The sequence below is a fragment of the Solibacillus daqui genome, from assembly GCF_028747805.1.
In the GTDB taxonomy this organism is placed as follows: Bacteria; Bacillota; Bacilli; order Bacillales_A; family Planococcaceae; genus Solibacillus; species Solibacillus daqui.
The window spans coordinates 2,563,806-2,587,891 of sequence record NZ_CP114887.1; the positions used below are offsets into that span (position 1 = coordinate 2,563,806).

General features: G+C 37.3%; 22 protein-coding genes, 1 other RNA gene, 1 pseudogene and 1 other annotated feature. Of the genes and pseudogenes, 4 read left to right on the forward strand and 20 right to left on the reverse strand.

Annotation, left to right across the window (positions count from 1 at the left end; genetic code table 11):
• Nucleotides 1–18 precede the first annotated feature (18 nt).
• The 3 genes from mnmA to cymR are packed head-to-tail and all read right to left on the reverse strand — an operon-like array spanning nt 19 to nt 2,785.
• Nucleotides 19–1,137: a tRNA 2-thiouridine(34) synthase MnmA gene (mnmA, locus tag O7776_RS12465; protein ID WP_274307378.1), complete on the reverse strand. Its 1,119-nt coding sequence runs from the start codon at nt 1,135–1,137 to the stop codon at nt 19–21.
• 57 nt (nt 1,138–1,194) lie between these two features.
• Nucleotides 1,195–2,340, reverse strand: coding sequence for a cysteine desulfurase family protein (locus O7776_RS12470; RefSeq protein WP_274307379.1), 1,146 nt, complete (start codon nt 2,338–2,340; stop codon nt 1,195–1,197).
• A gap of 25 nt (nt 2,341–2,365) precedes the next feature.
• Nucleotides 2,366–2,785, reverse strand: coding sequence for a cysteine metabolism transcriptional regulator CymR (cymR, locus tag O7776_RS12475; protein ID WP_241368772.1), 420 nt, complete (start codon nt 2,783–2,785; stop codon nt 2,366–2,368).
• A gap of 119 nt (nt 2,786–2,904) precedes the next feature.
• Between cymR and O7776_RS12480 the strand changes: the two genes are divergently transcribed.
• A complete protein-coding gene (locus O7776_RS12480; RefSeq protein WP_274307380.1) occupies nt 2,905–4,185 on the forward strand; it encodes a replication-associated recombination protein A in 1,281 nt (426 codons plus the stop codon).
• Between the two features lie 269 nt (nt 4,186–4,454).
• On the opposite strand, the gene O7776_RS12485 is transcribed toward O7776_RS12480, so the two are convergent.
• Nucleotides 4,455–4,946 carry a GTPase gene (locus O7776_RS12485; protein WP_274307381.1) on the reverse strand — a complete coding sequence of 164 codons (492 nt, stop codon included), beginning with the start codon at nt 4,944–4,946 and terminating at the stop codon, nt 4,455–4,457.
• A 172-nt stretch (nt 4,947–5,118) separates the two neighbouring features.
• Nucleotides 5,119–5,523 (reverse strand): aminopeptidase, encoded by a 405-nt coding sequence (locus O7776_RS12490; RefSeq protein WP_274307382.1) that lies wholly within the window; start codon nt 5,521–5,523, stop codon nt 5,119–5,121.
• A gap of 169 nt (nt 5,524–5,692) precedes the next feature.
• Here O7776_RS12490 and O7776_RS12495 point away from each other — a divergent pair, with 169 nt between their 5' ends.
• Nucleotides 5,693–7,150, forward strand: a complete 1,458-nt coding sequence (locus O7776_RS12495; protein ID WP_274307383.1) for a methyl-accepting chemotaxis protein — start codon at nt 5,693–5,695, stop codon at nt 7,148–7,150.
• Nucleotides 7,151–7,193: 43 nt separating this feature from the next.
• Here the strand turns inward: O7776_RS12495 and O7776_RS12500 are convergent, their stop codons facing one another.
• The 4 genes from O7776_RS12500 to hisS form a co-directional block, all read right to left on the reverse strand.
• Nucleotides 7,194–7,955: a tRNA threonylcarbamoyladenosine dehydratase gene (locus tag O7776_RS12500; RefSeq protein WP_274310498.1), complete on the reverse strand. Its 762-nt coding sequence runs from the start codon at nt 7,953–7,955 to the stop codon at nt 7,194–7,196.
• A 156-nt stretch (nt 7,956–8,111) separates the two neighbouring features.
• Nucleotides 8,112–8,311: non-coding RNA, 6S RNA (gene ssrS, locus O7776_RS12505), on the reverse strand.
• Nucleotides 8,312–8,558: 247 nt separating this feature from the next.
• Entirely contained in the window at nt 8,559–10,328 is a 1,770-nt protein-coding gene (gene aspS, locus O7776_RS12510; protein ID WP_274307384.1) for an aspartate--tRNA ligase, read from the reverse strand.
• Nucleotides 10,329–10,343: 15 nt separating this feature from the next.
• A complete protein-coding gene (gene hisS, locus O7776_RS12515; protein ID WP_274307385.1) occupies nt 10,344–11,612 on the reverse strand; it encodes a histidine--tRNA ligase in 1,269 nt (422 codons plus the stop codon).
• Nucleotides 11,613–11,779: 167 nt separating this feature from the next.
• Nucleotides 11,780–12,015: a binding site (T-box leader), on the reverse strand.
• Between the two features lie 249 nt (nt 12,016–12,264).
• Here hisS and O7776_RS12520 point away from each other — a divergent pair.
• Complete coding sequence (locus O7776_RS12520; RefSeq protein WP_274307386.1) at nt 12,265–13,863, forward strand: N-acetylmuramoyl-L-alanine amidase family protein; 1,599 nt, start codon at nt 12,265–12,267, stop codon at nt 13,861–13,863.
• A gap of 213 nt (nt 13,864–14,076) precedes the next feature.
• Here O7776_RS12520 and O7776_RS12525 read toward each other — a convergent pair whose 3' ends face one another.
• The 5 genes and pseudogenes from O7776_RS12525 to O7776_RS12545 all read right to left on the reverse strand — a co-directional run bounded on the left by O7776_RS12525 (nt 14,077) and on the right by O7776_RS12545 (nt 17,873).
• Complete coding sequence (locus O7776_RS12525) at nt 14,077–14,679, reverse strand: SET domain-containing protein (RefSeq protein ID WP_274310499.1); 603 nt, start codon at nt 14,677–14,679, stop codon at nt 14,077–14,079.
• A 252-nt stretch (nt 14,680–14,931) separates the two neighbouring features.
• Nucleotides 14,932–15,295: pseudogene (locus O7776_RS12530) on the reverse strand (ATP-binding cassette domain-containing protein); the annotation flags it as partial.
• A gap of 81 nt (nt 15,296–15,376) precedes the next feature.
• Nucleotides 15,377–16,576: an iron-containing alcohol dehydrogenase gene (locus O7776_RS12535; RefSeq protein WP_274307387.1), complete on the reverse strand. Its 1,200-nt coding sequence runs from the start codon at nt 16,574–16,576 to the stop codon at nt 15,377–15,379.
• Nucleotides 16,577–16,717: 141 nt separating this feature from the next.
• Nucleotides 16,718–17,503, reverse strand: coding sequence for a hypothetical protein (locus O7776_RS12540; protein WP_274307388.1), 786 nt, complete (start codon nt 17,501–17,503; stop codon nt 16,718–16,720).
• A 148-nt stretch (nt 17,504–17,651) separates the two neighbouring features.
• The gene (locus tag O7776_RS12545) at nt 17,652–17,873 is read right to left on the reverse strand and encodes a phosphate-starvation-inducible protein PsiE (protein ID WP_241368761.1); all 222 of its coding nucleotides are present in this window, start codon (nt 17,871–17,873) and stop codon (nt 17,652–17,654) included.
• A 399-nt stretch (nt 17,874–18,272) separates the two neighbouring features.
• Here O7776_RS12545 and O7776_RS12550 point away from each other — a divergent pair, with 399 nt between their 5' ends.
• A complete protein-coding gene (locus tag O7776_RS12550) occupies nt 18,273–19,178 on the forward strand; it encodes a hypothetical protein (RefSeq protein ID WP_274307389.1) in 906 nt (301 codons plus the stop codon).
• 158 nt (nt 19,179–19,336) lie between these two features.
• Here O7776_RS12550 and O7776_RS12555 read toward each other — a convergent pair whose 3' ends face one another.
• From O7776_RS12555 to pstC, 6 genes are all read right to left on the reverse strand, one after another.
• A complete protein-coding gene (locus O7776_RS12555; RefSeq protein ID WP_274307390.1) occupies nt 19,337–19,900 on the reverse strand; it encodes an NUDIX hydrolase in 564 nt (187 codons plus the stop codon).
• 113 nt (nt 19,901–20,013) lie between these two features.
• Entirely contained in the window at nt 20,014–20,442 is a 429-nt protein-coding gene (locus tag O7776_RS12560; protein WP_274307391.1) for a GatB/YqeY domain-containing protein, read from the reverse strand.
• A 214-nt stretch (nt 20,443–20,656) separates the two neighbouring features.
• Nucleotides 20,657–21,310 (reverse strand): phosphate signaling complex protein PhoU, encoded by a 654-nt coding sequence (phoU, locus tag O7776_RS12565; RefSeq protein ID WP_274310500.1) that lies wholly within the window; start codon nt 21,308–21,310, stop codon nt 20,657–20,659.
• A 19-nt stretch (nt 21,311–21,329) separates the two neighbouring features.
• Nucleotides 21,330–22,145 carry a phosphate ABC transporter ATP-binding protein PstB gene (gene pstB / locus O7776_RS12570; protein ID WP_274307392.1) on the reverse strand — a complete coding sequence of 272 codons (816 nt, stop codon included), beginning with the start codon at nt 22,143–22,145 and terminating at the stop codon, nt 21,330–21,332.
• A gap of 11 nt (nt 22,146–22,156) precedes the next feature.
• Nucleotides 22,157–23,035: a phosphate ABC transporter permease PstA gene (gene pstA / locus O7776_RS12575; protein ID WP_274307393.1), complete on the reverse strand. Its 879-nt coding sequence runs from the start codon at nt 23,033–23,035 to the stop codon at nt 22,157–22,159.
• A gap of 1 nt (nt 23,036) precedes the next feature.
• The gene (gene pstC, locus O7776_RS12580) at nt 23,037–23,981 is read right to left on the reverse strand and encodes a phosphate ABC transporter permease subunit PstC (protein ID WP_274307394.1); all 945 of its coding nucleotides are present in this window, start codon (nt 23,979–23,981) and stop codon (nt 23,037–23,039) included.
• Nucleotides 23,982–24,086 lie beyond the last annotated feature (105 nt).

A 24,086-nucleotide genomic window follows, 5' to 3' on the forward strand; every position in this document is an offset into this window, starting at 1 on the left:
TTGCGCGATTTGCTATTTTTACCCAACGTACGTTAGTTTTTCACTATTTTTAAATACTTCATTAATTGTACCGCCACCTAGGCACTCTTCACCATCATATAATACAACAGCTTGACCTGGAGTAATGGCACGTACTGACTCTGCAAATTCAATGTAAGCTGTACCGTCTTCGCGCATCGTTACTGTAACTGGCGAATCTTCTTGACGATAACGGAATTTCGCCGTGCAATTGAATGTGCCAGTTTTCACCTCTGATGTAAAGCTCATTTTCACTGCCGATAAAGCATCTGAATATAATGCATCATGGTGGAACCCTTGTCCAACGATTAAAACGTTGCGCGCTAAGTCCTTACCGATTACGAACCAAGGCTCACCGTCTCCACCTATTCCTAAACCGTGACGTTGCCCTAATGTATAGTACATCAACCCGTCATGCTTGCCTTTTACTTCGCCATCAAAAGTTTCCATATTTCCTGGCTGTGCAGGTAAGTACTGACTTAAAAATTCTTTAAAGTTACGCTCTCCGATGAAGCAAATCCCTGTTGAATCCTTTTTCTTCGCCGTTGCCAGACCTGCTTGTTCCGCAATTTTACGCACTTCTGGCTTAGGTAAATGTCCGATTGGGAACATGACTTTTTCTAATTGTTGTTCTGTTAATTGATTTAAGAAATATGTTTGGTCTTTATTATTATCAATGCCTCGTAGCATGCGCACACCGTTTTCATCACGGTCAACACGTGCATAGTGACCTGTTGCTAAATAATCTGCCCCAAGTGCCATTGCATGCTCTAAAAACGCCTTGAATTTAATTTCTTTGTTACACATAACATCTGGATTTGGTGTACGACCTGCTTTGTATTCTTCAAGGAAGTACGTAAATACTTTATCCCAATATTGTTTTTCAAAATTAACTGCATAATACGGAATGCCGATTTGGTTACATACAGCGATTACATCTTCGTAATCTTCTGTCGCTGTACATACACCGTTTTCGTCCGTGTCATCCCAGTTTTTCATAAAAATACCGATAACATCATAGCCTTGCTGTTTTAATAAATAAGCGGCTACTGATGAGTCTACGCCGCCACTCATCCCTACTACTACTCGAATTTGTGATGGATCTCTTGTTTCTACCATTTACTATTCACCTTTTCTTAGACAAATCGCGTAAAAGGCGCGAAGTCTTTCATTAAATTATTGAGCTAATCGCTTCACAATATCAGCTGTACGCTTACCTGCTTCACGAACTTGCTCATTCGTTAATCCTAACCCAAAACTAAAGCGAATGGAACTACGAAGTTCTGGGGAATTTTCACCAAACATTGCTACTAGGACATGGGATGGATCAATCGAACCCGCTGTACATGCCGAACCACTTGAAACAAGTACGCCTGCCATATCTAAATTTATTAAAAATGACTCTACATTTGTTCCTTTAAACGTCACATTAAACACATGTGCTAACACATCTTTTTGATGACCATTCACTTTAAAATCAATGCCTGCTTGTTGAAATTCTTCCAATAAAATCGTTTTGAATGTATTGTACTGATTTGTACGTGTTTGTGCTTTTTCAGCAGCAAGTTCCGCAGCTTTTGCGAACGCAACTGCTGCTGGTACGTTTTCTGTACCCGCACGACGTTTCTTTTCCTGAGAGCCACCATACATGAAGTTTGCTAATTTTACGCCTGTTTTTGCATATAAAAAGCCAATTCCTTTAGGTCCATTGATTTTATGGGCAGACACACTTAATAAATCGATGTTCAATGATTCAACATCGATTTGATGTAAACCAAATGCTTGTACTGCATCTGTATGGAAAGTTGCTGGATGATTTTTTAACAATGCTCCAATTTCAGCAATCGGTTGAATAGTTCCAACCTCGTTATTGCCAAACATAATTGTTACTAAAATCGTGTCTTCACGCAACTCCTTTTCAATATCAGTAGTAGCAACACGACCTGTTTCATCAACAGGTAAAAAGGTTACTTCAAAGCCTTCACGTTGTAACTTTTCACACGCATGAAGTACCGCATGATGTTCGATCTGTGTCGTAATAATATGCTTTCCTTCATGTTGACGTGCATATGCTGTACCGAAAATCGCGTTATTATCAGCCTCTGTACCACCACTTGTGAAAATAATTTCCGTAGTTTTAGCATTAATTTTTTTCGCCAAAGATGCACGAGCTTCGTCTAATGCTTTACGAGCTCGACGTCCTACTGTATGAATACTTGACGCATTGCCACTTTCTTCTGCCATTGCTTTAGTCATTATTTCAATCACTTCTGGTGCAACGGGAGACGTAGCAGCATGATCAAGATAAATTGTGTTGTTCAACGTCTTTTTACTCCTTTAATACATACTAAATATAGAACATATAGCCGTCTGTTACTTCGTTGTTTGTATATTTTGCTAAGTCTTCGATTGTTGTTGTATCTAGTACATTTTTTACTGCATCTCGAATACGCATCCATAGCTCACGTTGAGGTGCTTCTTCATTTTCAATTCCTTCGACTGGCTGAATAGGCCCCTCTAATACGCGAATCACATCGGCTGCAGAAATTTCAGCTGGCTTTGATGCTAGCATATAACCACCATACGCTCCACGTACACTTTTCACTAAGCCTGCATTGCGTAGTGGAGATACAAGTTGCTCTAAATACGCTTCAGATAAATCTTTTTCTGCAGCAATTTGACGTAATGGAATTGGTCCTTCTCCGTAATGCTTTGCTAATTCAATCATAATCGTCAGACCATAACGTCCTTTTGTTGAAATTTTCATTAGTTACACCTCAAATTATTCTAGTCCTTTACTAACATTTATTATAACATAACTCCTTTTAAACCACTCGGAAATACTTTATCATATATTATACAATTCAAATAAAGGAGCGAAATCCCATGCAAAACGAACCGCTCGCTTATAAAATGAGACCGAAACGTATAGATGATATAGTCGGACAAAAACATATTCTTGGTCCCGATACGCCGCTTTATAAAATGATTGAAAAAGGTCATGTGCCATCCATGCTGCTATATGGGCCACCTGGAGTTGGTAAAACATCGATTGCTAATGCAATTTCCGGCAGCACAAAGCTACCTTTTTTTGCACTAAATGCCACACACGCAGGGAAAAAAGATATCGAACAAGTCGTGATGGATGCACGGATGAGTGGCAAGGTAATTCTGTTCCTAGATGAAATTCATAGGTTTAATAAATTACAGCAAGATACCCTTTTACCTCATGTTGAAAATGGCTCCATTGTGTTAATTGGAGCGACTACCGAAAACCCATTTCATGATGTCAATCCTGCTATTCGTTCCCGCTGTGGGGAAATATTGCAATTAGAGCGGCTAACAGAACAAGATGTATTACAACTACTAAAAAAAGCATTAGCTGACGAAGAGAGAGGTTTAGGTAGATTAGCAATTCATGCAACTGACGAACAATTAGAAAGAATTGCAAATGCTGCAAATGGAGATGCACGAAAGGCGCTTACCCTCTTAGAATCCGTGTACTATGCATCTGATGAAATTGACGGTACAACACTTTTAAATGACAATGCAATCGAAGCACTCGCGAAACGTATCGGGGTATTTGGAGACAAAGGCGGCTCAAACTTTTACAATTTGTTATCTGCATTACAAAAATCGGTTCGCGGCAGTGACGTAAACGCTGCACTTTATTATTTAGCTCATTTACTTGAAAGTGGTGATTTAATTGCGGTTTGTCGCCGTTTACTTGTGATGGCTTACGAGGATGTGGGGCTTGCAAATCCAGCAGTCGGCGCACATGTACAAGCAGCTACAGAAGCTGCTGTAAAACTCGGGCTTCCAGAAGCGCGCATCCCACTTGCCGCTGTAATAGTAGAAATGTGCTTATCCGATAAATCCAATTCTGCCTACCAAGCACTTGATGCTGCAATCCATGCTATTCATGAAGGCAAAACTGGAAATATTCCGAATCATTTAAAGGATGCCCATTATGCAGGGGCGAAAGAGCTCGGTCATGTTGGTTATCACTACCCACACGACACTCCAATTGGAACATTTGGCGGTTGGGTAAAGCAGCAATATTTACCGGATGAGCTAGAAGGAATAGAATTTTATAAACCTGTTATTGCTGGTGAGGAAAAACGAATGGCAGCGATTTATGAAAAATTAAAAACGTTTAAATCCTAACGAAGAAAGGGGGTGTCCGAGAAGTGATTCTGGGACACCTCCTTTGCGCCGAGGATGGAGGCCAGCACGATGCTGGTCATGAATGCGTTGTCATACGATGTGACGGTTTTAGCATTCGTTCCTATTTCGACCACCGCGAAAAGCAGCCTGCAGCGGATAATTAATACATGAACGAAGCACTGCGCGAGAAGTATTTACTTTTCGCGCAGCCCCCTTTATTATTTCACAAATAAAAAAGTGCCTGAAACAAGTTGTTCAGACACTTTTGTTTATTCCATTGTTTTTGATAATGCGTAAAACTTTTCAATACATGTATCTGTTTTCTCAGATGTCAAGAGTTCTAATTTTCGACCTGCTAATTTGTCAAGACTTTTTTGAACTTCTGAAATAAACTCTTCATTATCTTCTAGTGAAGCATTTGGTAAGCAACTAGCACTTGTTTTATATAATTCAATAATTTGCGCTGTCGCTTCTTGATCTTCAATAGCAATTAAATGAGATTTTGCTAGACCTGTAAAATACAATAGCTTTGCTACGATATCCATATACAAGACCCAATAAGTAGATGCTTTAGGTAACGCACCATTATTTCTTGCAATGTAGCCATTGAAATTTTGTGCACATTTTTGCAATAAGGTATTTAATTGCTCATAGGCTTTTGACCAATTTGGTTTCGAATCAATATAATCGAATACGATTGTATCGACCTGTGATTGTAACTGCGGTAAATTTAATAAATCATTTTTTAACTCAATATTCATCTTTAAAATTCCTCCTTACATCCCCAAACGTATTACAAATACGTACCCTTACTATAGCAAAAAAAAAAAGCCTTTCATTGAAAACGAAAAAATCACTTAAATTCCGCCATAATTTTGACATAATCATCCCTTTAGTAGAATATTATGCAATCCGGTGCCAGATTATTCCTTTTCATTTCAGACGATTCACATATTTTGAATAGTATTTTTGATTTTTTGTGGCAGACTGCACTAGCGATGAAATTTCCTCTATATGAATAATATGAAATTGCCCCTGTTCATATTCCTTAATCGTTTGTTTAGAACAATAAAAAACCCAACGATGCGCCTCAACCCATTCTAATAACATTAATTCCTTGTGACCTAAAAATAGAGGTTTCGCTTGAATAACACCTGCCATTTTGTAAAATCCTTCACTTAATCGATAGCCTTTTGTGACAAAATCATATTCTGGCTCAACGACTTGCTGTGTATCATATACATGCACTGTATTTCTCATGGCATCAATTGCAATTTCAACCGTACTAACCACATCCATTAAGTTAAGACCTTTATATTCTAACTGTTGAATTTGCATATGAATCCCCCTTCTAAGCGTTCGTGTTATTATACCATAATAATATTCACATAAAGATAATGAATAGTCATTCAAAAAACCGTGACAGTAACTTGAAAATAATGTATAAATTAATATATACTGTAGATTTTTATTGTTTTATCACAATAGCAAGGGAGAGGTTAAATTAATGATTAAGCAGTTAAAAGCAAAAGATCTAACCGAAAAAAACACCATTTTAATGCTTGTTTATGGTATCGCGGCTGTATTAGGAACAGTAGCACAATTATTCATTGACCGCCCTATTGGTGTAGCGCTTTCACTTTTCATCCCTGTTAGTTTTACGTTTGTTTTTTATGTAATTCAACGCAAATTACCTGTGCTTCATGCCTACTTTCCTTATGTCGTGATTGTAGCTGCTGTATTCACTGTTTTAGGAACAATCGTTACAAACAAAGTAACATTAGCAACGATTATTTTAAGTATTTTTGTGTTAATCTTATCAAGTGTTCACAACAAAATAACTGTATTAGTTACTGGCTACATTGGCTCTATATTAGGGCTACTTTTTAATTTCATGCTTGACACAGGCGGCTATGCCGTGGATCCAGCAAATGTTTTTGTTACACAAACACTTATGTTCGTAGCGATTTTACTTCAAGTTCGCCAAAATCGATCTTTGCTTAACAATGTCGAAAAGCTAATGATCGAGGCAAATGACCGTGCTGTTCAAGAAGGACAATTACATGATCATCTTGAAAATTCGGTACAATCCATTACATCAAAGCTTCAGCTTATTACCGATAGTACGAATCATTCGAGTGCAACACATCAGCAAATGCTCGCTTCATTAAAAGAAGTAAGTATTGGCGCGCACAAGCAATCACATTTTGTTCAAAATATTGTGCAAAGTACCGAGCAAACGAATCAATCCATTCATTCCATCGTTTCTGAATTAACAAATATTGTTGATCGTGCAGAACAAGCAAGTAGCCGAGCGGTAGATGGCGCAAATTCAATGTCCAAGCTTCAGCAAGAAATTAATAGTTTTACGTCTTTCTTTAACGAATTAAATACGACCTTTCTTTCATTATCAGATAAAATTTCAGAGACAAATGATTTTGCCTATTCGATTCATCAAATTACCGAACAAACGAATTTATTAGCACTTAATGCGTCGATTGAAGCAGCACGCGCAGGTGAACACGGTAAGGGCTTTGCTATTGTTGCCGATGAAATCCGTAAACTAGCTAGTAATACCGACGATATGGTACTAAAAATCGATCAAAATTTAGCACACGTAAATAGCTATAACAAACTTGCACTTAGTAGATTACAGAACGGGCTTATGCATGTCTCAAACCAAGAACAAACAGTACAAGACTCAAGTAAAACGTTTAATAATTTATTTGGCGCTATGAAAACTTTGCAGCAAAATTTACAACAGTTTTCTACAAATGTTCAAGCAATTGAGCACAATGCAGGGGCAATTGAAATAGCGACGAATGAATTTGCTGCTATTATTGAACAAAGTACCAATTCAATCGACCAGCTATGTCTTGTGCTAGAAAATATCAACGAAGCTCAACACAATGTTACAAAAAATATTGAAGAAACATACAAACAAGCTGTACAAATTATTGGTTAATAAAAATCAGCTGTTCTCTACTATTGAGAACAGCTGATTCTAATTAACCTTGTACGCGAGTAATTTTCACGTCTTTTAAAATGGTATTGATTACCCAGCTTGCTGCAATTAAGCCCGCTACAGATGGCACAAAAGCGTTTGACGATGGTGGTAATTGCGCTTTACGGATTTCCGCTTCGGGTTTTCCAACATACTGCGCTACATCAGGACGTACAACGATGGGTGATTCATCTGAAAATACGACTGTTACACCTTTCTTAATCCCCTCTTTTCGAAGCTTAGTTCGAATAACTTTCGCTAAAGGATCTGTATGTGTTTTTGAAATATCAGCAATTTGAAAACGCGTTGGATCCATTTTATTAGCCGCGCCCATGCTTGAAATCATTGGAATATTACGTTTTAAACATTCCTTCATAATATGGATTTTGTACATTACTGTATCTGAAGCGTCAATGACATAATCAATGCCTTGCGCAAAAAATTGCTCATACGTTTCTTCCGTATAGAACATATGCATATCAATCACTTCACATTCAGGGTTAATGTCAGCGATCCGTTCCTTCATGACACCCGATTTGGATTGTCCAACTGTTGATAGGTAGGCCACTAATTGACGATTAACGTTAGTAATATCTACATTATCTTTGTCTACTAAAATAATACGGCCTATTCCACTACGTGCACATGCTTCTGCAGCAAATGAACCGACGCCGCCTACACCTAAAATGGCAACTGTTGTGCTTTTTAATTTTTCTAGCCCTTCTGTACCGATAGCTAGCTCGTTACGAGAAAATTGATGCAACATCATTTGTACCCCTCAATCTTTATAATTCTACTAGGAATTATAACGACTCCATCCAGTACATGCAAGTAACAATCTAATTTACTTTAGAAAGGCAATTATTTCCTTCCACAAAAAAACTCCTCCACTTTTAAAGTAGAAGAGTAAGCCAAGGAATAGACGAACCCCAAATATGCCGTCTTGCTAAAAACATCGTTTTGATCCCGCATCATTAGCAAGGGGGTGCACTAATCGTAGTGTTAAACTTCCCGCTCTAAATGGGGCATGTTTGCTTCTACGGTAATAAGTTGCTCCCAACGATTAAATGTTCGGTCAAATGTGTTTAGTAACAATTTACGTGACAAACATCTTAGGATTCGTGTTACCATCATGTTACCATCAATATTCTGATAATTCAAACAAAAATAATATATTGCTCAAAAATATTGTTTTTGAACTAGATACATGGAAAAAACTATAAATAAAGCATGACTCACTCTCAGAAATACACAGTTCACACGAATTAATGTATTTTCATATAAGGACCACATTGAAAAACTAATACTTTCCTAACCATCGAAAAAAGCACTAAACGAAATAATTCGCCTAGTGCCATTGAACATTCAATTATTGCTTTGTAACCGCTACTCGTAAGCTTAATTCTTCAAGCTGTGCGTCTGAAACTGGTGACGGTGCGTCAGTTAATAAGCAGCTAGCCGTAGCTGTTTTCGGGAACGCAATTGTGTCACGTAAGTTTGTACGCCCTGCAAGTAACATAATTAATCGGTCAAGACCCATTGCTAAACCACCGTGTGGAGGAACTCCGTAGTCAAATGCTTCTAATAAGAAACCAAACTGTGCACGAGCTTCTTCTTCAGAGAAGCCAAGTAATTCGAACATTTTCGCTTGTAAGTCTGGCTCATAAATACGTAATGAACCACCGCCTAGCTCATAGCCGTTTAATACGATATCGTACGCTTGTGCACGAACTTCTTTCGGATTAGTATTCATTAATTCTAAGTCTTCATCGAATGGACGTGTGAATGGGTGGTGCGCTGCATAATAGCGACCTTCTGCTTCGTCGTATTCGAATAATGGCCAGTCCACAATCCATAAGAACGCAAATTGTGATTCATCGATTAAACCTAATTCTTTACCCAGTTTTAAACGTAATGCGCCTAATGCATCTGCTACTACAGAAGATTTGTCCGCTACAAATAATAATAAGTCGCCTGCTTCTGCTTCTGTTGCAGAGATAATTGCAGCTGCTGCATCACCTTCGAAGAACTTCGCGATTGGGCCGTTTAATCCTTCTTCTGTTACTTTTAACCAAGCTAAACCTTTTGCACCGTATCGACCAGCGTATTCGCCTAATGCATCGATGTCTTTACGAGAATAGTTTGCCGCAGCACCTTTTACATTAATAGCTTTAACTTCGCCGCCATTAGCTACAGCACCTGCAAACACTCCGAATGCTGAGTCTTTTACGATTTCTGAAAGTTGCTTTAATTCTAAGCCGAAGCGTACATCGGGCTTATCTGAACCGAAACGATCCATTGCTTCTTTATAGCTCATGCGTTGGAATGGCGTTACAACATCGATTCCTTTTACATCTTTCATTACTTGCGTTAGTAAACGCTCGTTCATTGCAATGATTTCGTCCATTGATAAGAATGACGTTTCGATATCGACTTGCGTGAACTCAGGTTGACGGTCAGCACGTAAGTCTTCATCACGGAAGCAACGAGCGATTTGGAAGTACTTCTCAAAGCCACCCACCATTAATAATTGTTTAAATAATTGTGGTGATTGTGGTAATGCATAAAATTCACCATCATGGACACGAGAAGGTACTAAATAGTCACGTGCACCTTCAGGAGTTGATTTCGTTAAAATTGGTGTTTCCACTTCTAAGAAGCCTTCTGTTTGTAAGAAATTACGAATTGTACGTGTTACATCAGAACGTAATTTAAATGTGTCATACATTACTGGTCGACGTAAATCTAAATAACGATATTTTAAACGTAACTCTTCCGAAACCTCTACGTTATTATCAATCGCAAATGGTGGGTTTTTCGCTTCATTAATAATTGTTAATTCAGAAGCTACTACTTCGATTTCGCCTGTTTTCATATTTGGGTTTACTTGAGAAGCGTCACGTAAAACAACTTTCCCTTTAACCTCAATAACATATTCACTACGAATTTTTTCGGCTTTTGCTAATGCATCTTTTGCTTGATCGCCGAATACAACTTGTACGATACCTTCGCGATCACGCATATCTACGAAAATAAGTCCACCTAAATCACGACGCTTTTGTACCCACCCTTTTAATACTACCTCTTGTTCTGCTTGTGCAGCCGTTACTTGACCACATGCATGTGTTCTTTGTGCCATTGTTTATTCCTCCAACTATTTGTTTTCTAAAACGTACTGTACTAAGTGACCGAATTCTACTTTTGATTGGTCGCCTGTTGCCATTGTTTTCACGTTTACTGCTTGCTCTTCTAATTCTTTCTCACCTAACACAATGACAAATTTTGCATTGGCACGATCAGCCGCTTTCATTTGTGCTTTCATTTTGCGCCCTGCATAATCAATTTCTGCTGTAATGCCTTTTGCACGGAAAGAGCTAAGTAATTCTACAGCTTTAAGCTTCGCCTCATCATCCATTGCAACAACATATAAATCAAGTGTATCTTTCGTTTCCAGCTCAATACCCTTTGCCTCAAGCGCTAAAAGTAATCGCTCGATGGACATTGCAAACCCAATACCAGGCGATTCTGGTCCCCCAATATCTTCTACTAGGCCGTTATATCGACCACCGCCACAAAGTGTTGTAATCGAACCAAAGCCATCGCCTGTAATCATTATTTCAAATGCTGTGTGGTTGTAATAATCTAACCCACGCACTAAGTTAGGGTCGACTTCATAAGATATCCCTAAAACATCAAGGTAGCCCTTCACTTTTGTGAAATACTCTGAAGAGAATTCCGTTAAATAGTTCGTCAACGCTGGAGCAGTTGCCATTGCAGGGTGTTTCGCGTCTACTTTACAATCTAAAATACGTAATGGATTTTTTTCTAAACGACTTTGGCAATCACTGCAAAGCTCGCCAATTACTGGCGTAAAGTGATTCATTAACGCGGTGCGGTGAGCATCACGTGTTTCTTTATCTCCAAGTGAGTTAATCACTAGTTTTAAATCTTTTAAGCCAAGTGATGTGTATACGTCCATCGCAAGTGCCATTACTTCTGCATCAATTGCTGGATCAGCCGAACCAATTGCTTCTACACCAAATTGTACAAATTGGCGATAACGACCCGCTTGTTGACGTTCATATCTGAACATTGGCCCTGTGTAATATAGCTTCACAGGCTGATCTGGGTAGCCGAACATTTTGTGCTCCACATACGCACGTACTGCTGACGCGGTACCTTCTGGACGTAGTGTTAATGAGCGATTACCTTTGTCGGTAAATGTGTACATCTCTTTTTGCACGATATCTGTTGTATCGCCTACACCGCGTTGAAATAATTCTGTCGACTCAAACATTGGTGTACGGATTTCTTTATAGCGGTAAACATGACATAGTTCACGAATTGTTTGTTCTACTTTTTGCCATTTTTCCGTTTGTCCTGGTAAAATGTCCTGTGTTCCTTTAGGTACTTTAAAATTCATGTAAAGCACTCCTTTCATAGCTGTATAAACCAATTTAGATTTGACAAGGATTTCGTGCCTGTCCAACTTTGACAAACATTGAAGGGACCGAAATGGCCGGGAATTAGCGTGAATGCCGAGAAATTTTTTGGAAAACAAAAAAAGCTTTCGTCCCCTGCAAAAATTTTGCAAGGGACGAAAGCTTAATAGTCTACTTCCGCGGTTCCACCCTAATTGATGTATACATACATCCTCTCGAACTCGGATAACGGCCGATTCCGTTTTCCCCTACTAAAAATTTTTTTCGAGGAAACGCCTCTCAAGTGTTGTTCACATGTTACATACTGTAGGAAAGATTTCAGCCTGTGTCTTTCCCTCTCTTGTCAGAAGTGGCAACCGCTACTTATTTGGTCATTGGCAATGTTACTTTTTTTAAATTAACACTAATGTTAATGATGTCACTCGCCCTTGTCAACTATTTAAAGAAAAAAAACAAAACTCGCACAAAAATAACACGAGTTGGTGACTTACTTATGTAGATTCCATTGGAAAATTCATATTTATTGCACCATCAAAAAAAACGCTATATTTTTTTCTTATAAATCCTTTTATAATAGAAGCGTATACAATTTCTACAGTTACATATCAATTTATTACTAAAAAGGAGGCGCCTATGTACAATAAGCGTTTGGCGATTATACTATCGCTACTTTTAGTATTCACAGCAATTTTTACACTCCCTATAGGTAAAGAGCCTGCTCATGCTGAAGGTGAGCAACTTTATGTGAATGCAGAAATATTATATTTACGTGAAGGTCCTGGCCTTTCGTATCCTATTTTAGAAACATTAAAAGATGGTACAGCCGTTACTTCATTAGGGAAAGATGGTGACTGGCATAAGGTTCGTGTAGGAAATCAAGAAGGTTTTGTTGCATCTTGGCTCGTAGAATCTGCCAAAAAATCATCCGCTGCAACAAATCAAAAAACTGTCGTTGCTCGAGTTAATACATTGAATTTACGTGCAGAACCATCATTATCTGCAGCCGTTTTGACAAAAATCTCTTCTGGCACTGAAAGTACATTTTTACAGCAAAAAGGTGATTGGATTCAAATTCAATTTGATGGGATGACCGGCTGGGTATTTGGCGATTACGTTACAATAAAAGAGGCAACTGTTTTACAAGACCTTTCAAGTGATGCAAACGAAGACAGCGAAGTAAAAAACATACAATCCGCTGAAAATGACCCAAACACATTTACGATAAATGTGAATGCTGTTAACATTCGAAAAAAACCAGACTTAACCGCCAAAAAATTAAAACTGGCTACAAAAAACGAGCAATTTACGGTAGTAAGTCGTGATCATAATTGGGTGCAAATCGAATATGAAGAAGGTAAAAAAGGGTGGATTTATAGCTTTTACGGCACATTTACAAAACAAAAAAAGACTACAAAAAAACAAAAAGAAACAACATCAACCAATGAAAACGTCACAATCATTTATAACGGCACAAACTTACGTGAACAACCAACTACGTCCTCTAATGTTGTAGCACGTGTCGATGCAGGGACTACATATAAAATCATTGAGACTGAAGGCGAATGGTACAAAATCGCATTAAACGATGATAATACAGCGTATGTTGCCGATTGGGTTGTGACAAACGATCAAGGAACGGAAAAAGCTATTAGTGCAAACAAAGAAAAACGGAAAAAAGGCACATTAAAAGGCTTAACGCTAGTTGTTGACGCTGGGCATGGTGGTAATGACCGAGGTACAACAGGTGTCCGTAATACGGATGAAAAGGATATAACCATTTTAACCGCTGAATTATTACGTTCAAAATTACAAGCAGCCGGCGCAAATGTTATTATGACACGAGAATCAGATGTTTACGTGGATTTACGAAAACGTGTAGCTGTTTCGCACCAATCAAATGCTGATGCCTTTATTAGTATTCACTATGATGCATTAGAAGATAGCTCGGTGCATGGCTTTACAACCTATTACACGAACAGCTATCAACAAGAATTAGCCGAATATATAAACGCTGGCATTGCCGAAAAAATATCATTAAAAGATCGTGGCGCACGCTTTGGTAACTATTTGGTATTACGTGAAAATCGTCAACCCTCTGTACTATTAGAACTTGGTTATTTAAGTAATCCGACAGAAGAACGAACGATTACAACGGATTATTTCCGTGAACAAGCAACACTCGGTATTTATCAGGGATTACTCGATTATTTTGATGATCAATTAGAGAAATAATTTCAAACAAGACAGGCATGTTCGGATAATTTCCGTACATGCTCTTTTAATTTCCTATTAGCACTTAGAGGCGGTTTTTATAAACGAAAGACCAGTTATGCTGGTCTTTTATATAGGTTATAATATGAAATTAGTGATTTTAATTTAGTTTGTTTAACATGGTATACGGTTATGAAGGAGAATATGTCCTTTAAAGCAAGAATGAAGGAACCTTTACTGAGTGTCATCCCCTTCTTCATCAATAAATAAAGTGAGGATGGAATCTAGGGGTTCTGTTCCATTAGCAACCGCATTTACCTTATCAATATATAGCTTACTAATTAAATGTTTTAGCGGTTGTTTTACCATATTGAAAAACCTAAACGCCTCTATTGCCATCCTGTCCCACTGTTCATAATAGATTAAATAGTCATCTGAAGTCACTTTTGTTCTTGTTGTTCCTTCTTCAGGTGCACATTCAAACTCTTCATCCTCACCGCATGCTCCATAATCAGATGTTAATTGTTCACCAGGTTGAATGTCTCTCGCAGCCAACTGAAAATCATAAGCTGTATCTACACAATTTGGATTGAAGCTATGATTCATATATTTTGCGTGATCCCAATGAAGAACATATATGCCGTCAGTATCTAAATAGGTGTATTTATTTATATACTCTTTTCGCAAATCATCAAGATTTCCAATATATTCCTCTGTAAGAATCATTTCCAATTCATCTTTAACCCAGACAATGGTTCCTTTAGGAATTAATTTTGTTGCAAACACACCAACGCCTATTTTCTCATCTACATATTGAATTTCTGTATCCGGATGCATCAATTTGCTAACTCCTCCTTACTATCGGGATCGTTTTATTCGTAAAAAATTGAGGGTTATACCTTCTTTGATATACTTTATATGTTTATGTGCATCTTTTACGTTTGGAATAGACTTTTGTTCTATTTGAAAGAGTTATAGCTAAAAATTCCTTAATCGCTGGTTGATTAGGTGTGGAGAACCGTATCATAAGTGAGTGCGGTTACTAAAAGAACCAGCTAGAACGATGATGTAAATACGTTTTAGGTGGTTTTAATAGCTGCCCTTTAATACCATTAATTCCTCATGTGTTCCTTTTTCAATGATTGTGCCGTGGTCTACAACAATAATGACATGAGTTTGCTGAATGGCACTTAAACGATGCGACGTAATAATCGCTGTCGGAATCTTTTCGTTCCTCTTTTAGCGCCTGTAAAATCACTTCCTCAGTACGTGCATCCATCGCAGATAACGAGTCATCTAAAATGAGTAATTCCGGCTTCATATATAGCGCACGTGCAATGGAAATCCGATGCTTTTGCCCGCCTGATAACGATACGCCCCGTTCCCCGACAACCGTTTTATAGCCATCAGTAAAGTCCATAATGTCATGATCAATAAAAGCCAATTTAGCCGCCGTTTTATAACAGTACAATATGTGCTCCTTGTGCAGATAAAAAAGCGTAATGTTACAATATAGCAACATTACGCTTCCCCATTATTGTTTTATTAGTTGATACAGATAAAACATTTCATCTTTATTCACTATTTTCGGTACCGGATAGAGTGGATTTGCTTCTTGTAAAGCACGTTCTACCATTAGCGGAACATCATGATTATCGATACCTTGAATTTTATTTGGAATATTCATTTTTACATTAAGCTGTTCGATTGCTTCGATAAAGAGCTGTGCCTTGCGTTCATCATTATCAGATACTTTGCCAATCCCTACTAAATTGGCTAGCTCAGCTAACGGTTTTGCCACGCTATCCCCATAATACTTCAAAACATGCGGTAAAATAATGGCATTAGCATAACCATGCGGAATTTGATAAAAACCACCTAATGTGTGCGCAATTGCATGCACGTAACCTACATAGGCACGAGTAAAGGCTAGTCCTGCTAAATACGAAGCGCGTTGCATTTGTGCACGAGCTTCTATATCTGTACCATCTTCATATGCTCGGTATAAATATTTAAATATCAAAATGACTGCTTCACGTGAATATTTACGTGTTTCTTTCGTATTGCTAAGCCCGATATATGCTTCAACCGCATGTGTTAATGCGTCCATGCCAGTAGTAGACGTAATATGCTTCGGCAAATTAACCGTTAATAGTGGGTCGAGTACCGCATAATGTGGCACAAGTGACGGATCCATTATCGCAAACTTTTCATGGGTTTCACTATTTGATACAACTGCAGCAATCGTCCCTTCACTTCCTGTCCCTGCAGTAGTCGGAACCGCAAACAATGGTGGTATTTCTTTACGTACCTTAAATAAGCCCTTCATGTCAGATAATGATTTATCGGGACGTCCTAGACGTGCCGCAACTCCTTTTGCACAATCCATCGGTGAACCACCACCAAATGCAATAATCCCTTGGGAATTATGTTCGTTATACAAGGAAAATGCCATTTCAATATTCGTAAATGTAGGATTAGGAACCGTTTCGTCATAAATAACAAACGAAATATGAAGTGCTTTCAATTGTGCTAATAAAGGATTCATTAAGCCAATCTTTTGTATGCCTTTATCTGTCACAATCAGAACTCGTTCAAGTTTTAAGTCTTGAATTAACTCTGGTAGTCTTAATAAACTATTTTCCCCTTCTACAATCTGCGGCGTTCTCCAATTAAGAAATTTCATACCCAAACGCATTGTTCCTTGAAATGTCCGACAATATGCGGTGTACATAATAACACTCCATTTCTCTCTATTTTAACTGGATATTATTAAAAGATTCGATTAAAAACAGAAAAGTCCTTTAAATATAAAAAACCACACCAATTTATTGTGTTTACCAATTGTGGACATTTCAGTATGAGATTATTGTTCTTATTCGTTGGCAAAGTATACTTTTTGTGCAAATGGAATGGGTTGTGTTTCAAAATTGATTTCACTCATCGCAATAACCGAAATATCAATGTCAAGTTTCTCAAAACGTGCAGCATAATCTTCTTGTATAAGCGATTGGTAGTCACTAAATAGATTATCTGTAATGATTATAACATCGCGCTCATTACACGCTGTATCCTCATTAAAAATTGCTAAAACTTGCTCAATCGCAGGTACAATCGTAGCTTCGTTATCCATATATTCATTAATAAAGCGGTCAAATAACGCTAATTGAAGTAAACCTTTTTTAAAAATCATCGGTTCTTGTACTGTTTTACTAAACGGAATAATAATTAAATCACGCTTTTGTGTCGCACATAAATGAAAGAATGGCGTAATAGTCCCTTTACAAAAAGTTTCACATGCCTTCAAAGTTTCTGATTGTTGCATTAGGACAATCATTGGTGAATAGACGTTTTCAACTTCATTGAATGGAACAAAGTAAACATTGCCTTCAACAACACTACGTTCTTTTAATAAGTGCTTTTGCCGCTCTAACGAAAGTAAACATTCTTTTTCTCGCATTTTTGGCATTGTTGCCTCAACTTCTTGAATTATTTCCTGAAGCGACATGGAAATTTCCATAATCTCTACAAAATTTTCGTCTTGACCGTAACGCTCTAATAATTGTTGCTGCTCGGTATTACCTAAACCTTGAATGGATGCATTTTTATATAAGAACTGAAGAATTTCATCGCTTAAAAGGGTCTTATGATCTTTTGCCATGTGAAATCCCTCCTTAATTTTTTATTCGATAGCGCTAGTATAGCCAAAACTCATAAAGATAAGTAGTAACAGGATTTGAGTATAATTTCTTTGCCTACAAAAAAACGGCATCCCAATTCGGAATGCCGTACCATACAAATGTATGTAATTAAAGTTTTTCAGTTAAGCCGTGTAATGTATCTTTTAATTCACGGTCGTGGTTTGAAAGCTCGATTAAGTTTTCTAAACGCTCATGTAAAATTGGACGCTCGATTACTAATTGCTCATCTAATACTTGTACGAATAATTCTAAAAGCATACGGTTTTGAATTAATAATGCTTCTTCTACACGCTCAGGAGCGATTGTTACTACTCTCTTTTTTTTCGCCATTGTTAAAACAGCCTCCCTTTTGTTTATACAACGTTATTTTAGCACAAGGAGGAACAACTTTGTGAAAATATTTCAAATCCATCATTAGTATTAAGCAAATCCCGTCAATTTTACATCTTTTTTAACATTATATTAACAAATTTCACGTATAGATTCCCGAAATATAGTCTTTATCTTCTATATAAAAGCAAATTAGTTCGTTGAGTCAATATCTTTTAGAAGCATAGATTTCCCAATGATAGCGTGTACATCATTTCGTATGTAATATACAAGAAAAATTCACATTTTATCATCCACAAAAATTTCTTTTCAAGATAGTTCATATGTTATAATTATTTGTACCTATTATTACAAATCAATTTGAATTACTGTTTTACTATTTCTGAAAGGAAGATTTTATTGCAAACAATAATATCACAAATAGACTATGAAATTCGTTTAGTACGATACCTACTTTCGAATCGTTTTTTACGCACTGAAAATGGGAAACTTGTAACATCTCGTTCGATTTCAGATGAATCAGTTGGATTTGAAACAGAGGATAGCTTATGTCGTGAATGGTTATTATCTATTTATAATAGTTACCACTTTTATAGTGGCTTCGAAACGCTTGAAATATGTCATCAATATATCCAATCTACTAATTATGAGAATAAGTTGTATCGAATCGTTCAATTTAATAGTCAGTTTTATGCTGTTGTTTATGAAAACGCACAACACCAACAAGTAATCGGAAAAGAATTATCTTATTTCACAAAAAACAATATCTTTCTTTGCGCCAAACGTCCTCCATCAAATTTAATGATTAAAGAACGTAACAAAATACCACCGATTCCACTGATCTATTATGAATTACATGCATTTGATCCAACTTTAAAAATTTATCAACTGCACGAAGAATCCAATTTATATATGGAAGTTCCTATACTAGAAGCTTTTGAATACGCTGTGCTATTGGGGATTAGCTTTAAAGACATTTGGTATGTATGCGATACTCCACATGCGATTGCTCACAATCGAGCTTTACTGAATTTATACTTCAGCCAAGGTCATAATTTAACATTGTTCGGTAAATATTCAAAGGCAATTGCTATTAACCCCTTCCAACGTATCGTCTATTTACAAAAAGGTAGAATCCAGCATTTCCAAATGGACATAGAAAACCCTCATTCACTGCAACGCATAATTCCTTATCGGGAAGTCCGACGTCTACAAGAAAATATGCGTATACGTCCTGTTCATTTTGAAGATTCGCAGCAACCTTTAAAAGAAAAACACATTTTGCGCCAAACAAGTAAGATTTGATGTCTTTATTTTTTGGGATTACTTTGAAATCTCACCTCATTTAATTGCGATTTATAGATTTTATTACATATTAAAAGTCGATTCACACTAAAATAATAGTGTAAATCGACTTTTTTAGTGCCCTTGAAAAAGATTAGGTGACTCTTCTTATTCTATAGTTAGATTTGCTGTTCTTTTATTTTGGCTAGAATTTTTTCATATACTGGAATCATGTGCTGTTCAGTACATTTTTGTTGAATTTCATCCGTTTGAATCCAGCCAACCGCGCTATTTTCATCTAACTTTGCTTTAAAATGCACATCATCCTGCACTTCAAAAACGTATGTCGCATTAAAATGTAGATGTGGCGCTACGTATTTACCTTTTTTCATATGACCGATAACGGGTAATATATCGAGTGAAATCATTGCCTCTTGAATAGCCATTACTTCACTTAGCCCTGCCTCTTCCTTTAATTCCTTCTCAGCTACATGTAGTAAATCTGGGTCACCATCGGCATGTCCACCTGTCCAGCTCCACGACTTATAAATATTGTGGTATACCATTAATACTTTTGAACGATCCGGGTTGACAGCAAATGCAGAAGATGTAAAATGCAAAATTTCATTGTTGCGCGTCAATACATCGGATAATGTGACCATTGCACGCAAAATTAAATCACGGTCTTTCTTTTCTTGTTCATTGTACGGTTTGTATAACGTAATTTGATCATGTAAATTCATCGGAAATCCTCCCTATGTACCCATCGATAACTAAATTGTACCGTATCGGTTTAGAAAAATATAGAAAAAAAGCTTTACAAAATGGGTCATTTCGTAAAGCCTTTTTTTTGAACTTAAGAGATTAATGCTTTAACAACTTTCGACATTGTCGCGCCATCAGCCTTACCGTCTAATAAAGGTTTCGCAATTTTCATTGCATCGCCCATATTCATGCCGGAAGTAACACCTGCTGCTTGTAATTCTGCCGCGATTTCTTCTTCTGATAATTGCTTTGGTAGGAACTCTTTTAAAATTGCTAATTTTGCTTCTTCTTTTTCGATTAAATCCGCACGTTCAGCTTGCTTTGCACCGTCTAAAGCTTGATTTGTTTGTTTTACTTCACGATTAATAACCGCGATTTCTTCTTGTGGTGTTAGCTCTGCACCCTTTTCCTTTTCTGCAGCATCAAGTGCTGACTTAACAAGAGTTAATACACCTTTTGCTAGTACATCTTTATTTTTCATCGCTTGCTTTAGTTGATCGAATACAACTGTTTTTAACATTTTAAAAGCCCCTTTACAAATGAATAAGCATCGTAACTTATTCGAGTAATTCTTATTGTAACATGGATACAAAGCTTTCATAAATTAATTTGTCACTAATTGCAATAGGAAACTTTCGATTTTCCGCCTTCTTTCTTATATTGTAAACAATCAAAAAATACAATGCGTTTCAAAAATACAAAAAGCTACACGAATTTTTCGTATAGCTTTCACATTAATTATTTAATTCGTAGTGCTTGCCTTTTACAAGATAAAACAAATGCTCGGCAATATTCGTCGCATGGTCGGCTGAACGCTCAATACAGCGGCAAATGAATGATAAATTCGTCACTTGTGCTACATGCTCATTTGAAATCGAAAGCTTCATTAAATTACTAATCGTATTGCCAGTTAATTCGTCAACCTCATCATCTAGCTGAGCGATTGCCTTTGCCTTCACTGTATTTTCTTCGATAAATGCTTCAACAATTTGACGTAGCATCGAAATTGTTTTATGGAACATTTCTTCAATAGGCTCCATACTCGTAATAAATGGCTCCTTGCCAATTCGAATCGTTTCTTTCGCAATATTGACTGCATAATCACCAATTCGCTCCATATCTGCAGCGGCCTTTATGACTACGATTAATCGACGTAAATCAGTCGCAACCGGTTGCTGTTTAGCGATTAGCAAAATGACACGGTCATTAATCGTTTCTTCCAAACGATTAATTTTTACGTCTTGTTCAATCACCTGAAGTGCTAAATCAACATCCTTTTTCATTAACGACTCAAATGATAGTTGTAACGCGCCAATACTTGCATCACAGAGCTCCATTAAATCTTGCTGGACACTGATTAAATCATGTTCAAATCGTTCTCTTATCATATTTGACATCTTACACTCCTTATCCAAATCGCCCTGAAATATAGTCTTCTGTACGTTGATCAGATGGTGTTGAGAAAATAACATCTGTTTTATCAAATTCTACAACCTCACCATTTAAGAAGAAGGCTGTTTTATCAGAAATACGCGCAGCTTGTTGCATATTATGCGTAACAATAACAATCGAATACTGTTCTTTCAATTCTTGTACAAGCTCCTCTACCTTTAGCGTAGAAATTGGGTCAAGTGCACTTGTTGGTTCATCCATTAAAATGACATCTGGTTCAATTGCTAAACAGCGCGCGATACAAATACGTTGTTGCTGACCACCAGATAAGCCGTACGCATTTTGGTTTAAACGATCCTTTACTTCATCCCAAATAGCTGCTCCACGCAGAGATTTTTCAACAATCTCATCTAAAATCTTTTTGTTTTTGATCCCATGAATTCGTGGACCATATGCAATATTATCATAAATCGATTTTGGGAATGGATTCGGCTTTTGGAACACCATCCCTACTTTTGTACGTAGCTCTTCCACTTCATAACCTGCCCCAAAAATATTGCGTCCACGGTAATTTATTTCACCCGTTGTTTTTACGATTGGTACTAATTCAACCATACGATTTAATGCTTTAATGTATGTTGATTTCCCACAACCAGAAGGACCGATAATCGCCGTTACTTCATTTTCCTTCATATCTAAATTGATATCCTTTAACGCATGGTGCTCTCCGTACCATAAATTAAATTGATTCGACTGCATCACGATAGCTTTATGATCAGCTGTTACTATTAGCTGTTTCGCCTCAATTTGCTTTGATAAAACTTGAACCATATTTTTCACTCCTAGTATCGTTTTTGGAACTTATTACGAATGAAAATCGCAATTGAGTTCATCGTTAATAACACAATCATCAACACAATAATGCCGGCGGAAGCTACATATTGGAACTCTTCTTGTGGACGTTTTGCCCAGTCAAAAATTTGCATCGGTAATGCTGTAAATGTATCTAAATAGCTAGTAGGTAAAAATTGTAAAATCACTGGAATACCGATTACTACAAGCGGTGCCGTTTCACCAATTGCACGAGATAAAGCTAAAATACTCCCTGTCAATATCCCTGGGATCGCCGCCGGTAACACAACACGTACTATCGTTTGCCATTTCGTTGCGCCCATACCATACGAAGCTTCACGCTGTTCTTTCGGTACAGCACGAATTGCTTCTTGTGACGCTACAATAATGACCGGCAAAATAAGTAAACTCATTGTTAAACCCGCAGCTAAAATACTTTTGTCAAAACCGAATAGACGCACGAAAATTGTTAAACCAAGTAAACCAAACACAATTGAAGGTACACCTGCTAAATTCGAGATATTCATACGAATAAAATCATTCAATTTATTTTGCTTTGCGTATTCCTCTAAATAGATTGCGGTACTTACACCTAAAATGATAGATACCGGTGCAACCACACTCATTAACCATAGCGAACCAATAAGTGCAGCTTTAATTCCAGCGTTTTCTGGAATACGTGATGCAAAGCTCGTTAAAAACTGCATATCAAAGTAACTAACACCTTGCGATAAAATTCGACCAAGTAGCATTGCCAGTGAAACAAGCGCAAAGCTCGTCGCTAAAATGAAGATTAATTTCCATATTTTATTAGCCGAAAGTCTCTTCGACATACGTTTCATAACTACATCTTCCTGAATATAGCGCATGTTAATACTCCTCTCGGAAGCGTTTTGAAATATAGGTCGCTAGTAAATTCATCGTTAACGTAAAGATGAATAGTGTAAAACCTACTGCGTAGATTGAGTAATAAATCGTTGTCCCATAACCTGCATCACCTGTCGTAACTTGAACAATATAAGCAGTCATCGTTTGGATTGAATCCGTAAAGCCAAAATCAAATTTTGGTGTGGATCCTCCCGCAAGTGATACAATCATCGTTTCCCCAATCGCACGAGAAATACCAAGAACAACTGATGCCACAATACCTGATAGCGCTGCTGGTAATACTACTTTTACAGCAACCTCAAATTTCGTTGCCCCTAAGCCCAGTGCGCCTTCACGAATCGAACGTGGTACCGAGCTCATTGCATCTTCCGACATCGACGTAATCATTGGTAAGATCATAACGCCTACAACAATCCCTGGACTAATCGCATTGAAGATTTTTAAATTTGGAATTATGACCTGTAATAGTGGCGTAATAAACGATAATGCGAAAAATCCATATACAATTGTCGGTACTCCTGCAAGCACTTCTAAAATTGGTTTTACTACTTTTCGAACACCCTCTGATGCATATTCACTTAAATATATAGCTGCCCCTAAACCAAATGGTACTGCCACGACAATAGCTATAGCAGTAACTTTTAGCGTACCTAATATTAATGGTAAAATTCCGTATAGCGGCTCTTTTCCAGAAAACGGTAGCCACTCCTTACCAAATAAATAATCTGTTATAGATACTCGAGTAAAAAATTCAATCGTTTCAAAAATAAGCGTAAAAACAATTCCAAATGTTGTTAATACCGAAATCGTAGCAGCTAAAAATAATAAAACCGGTACGCACTTCTCTATGAATTTTTTTCCCTTGCGATTGCGTGCCTGTTCAATTAAATGCTGTACACTTTGTCGCTCCTGTTGTTTGAGCGTCATAGGAAAACCCCTTCCACAAATAAATAAAAATCGTGCATGGTGCGAGGCCCACACACGATAACATATCAATTACGCCTCGGCCCCCCACTTATAGAAGTGGAGGAC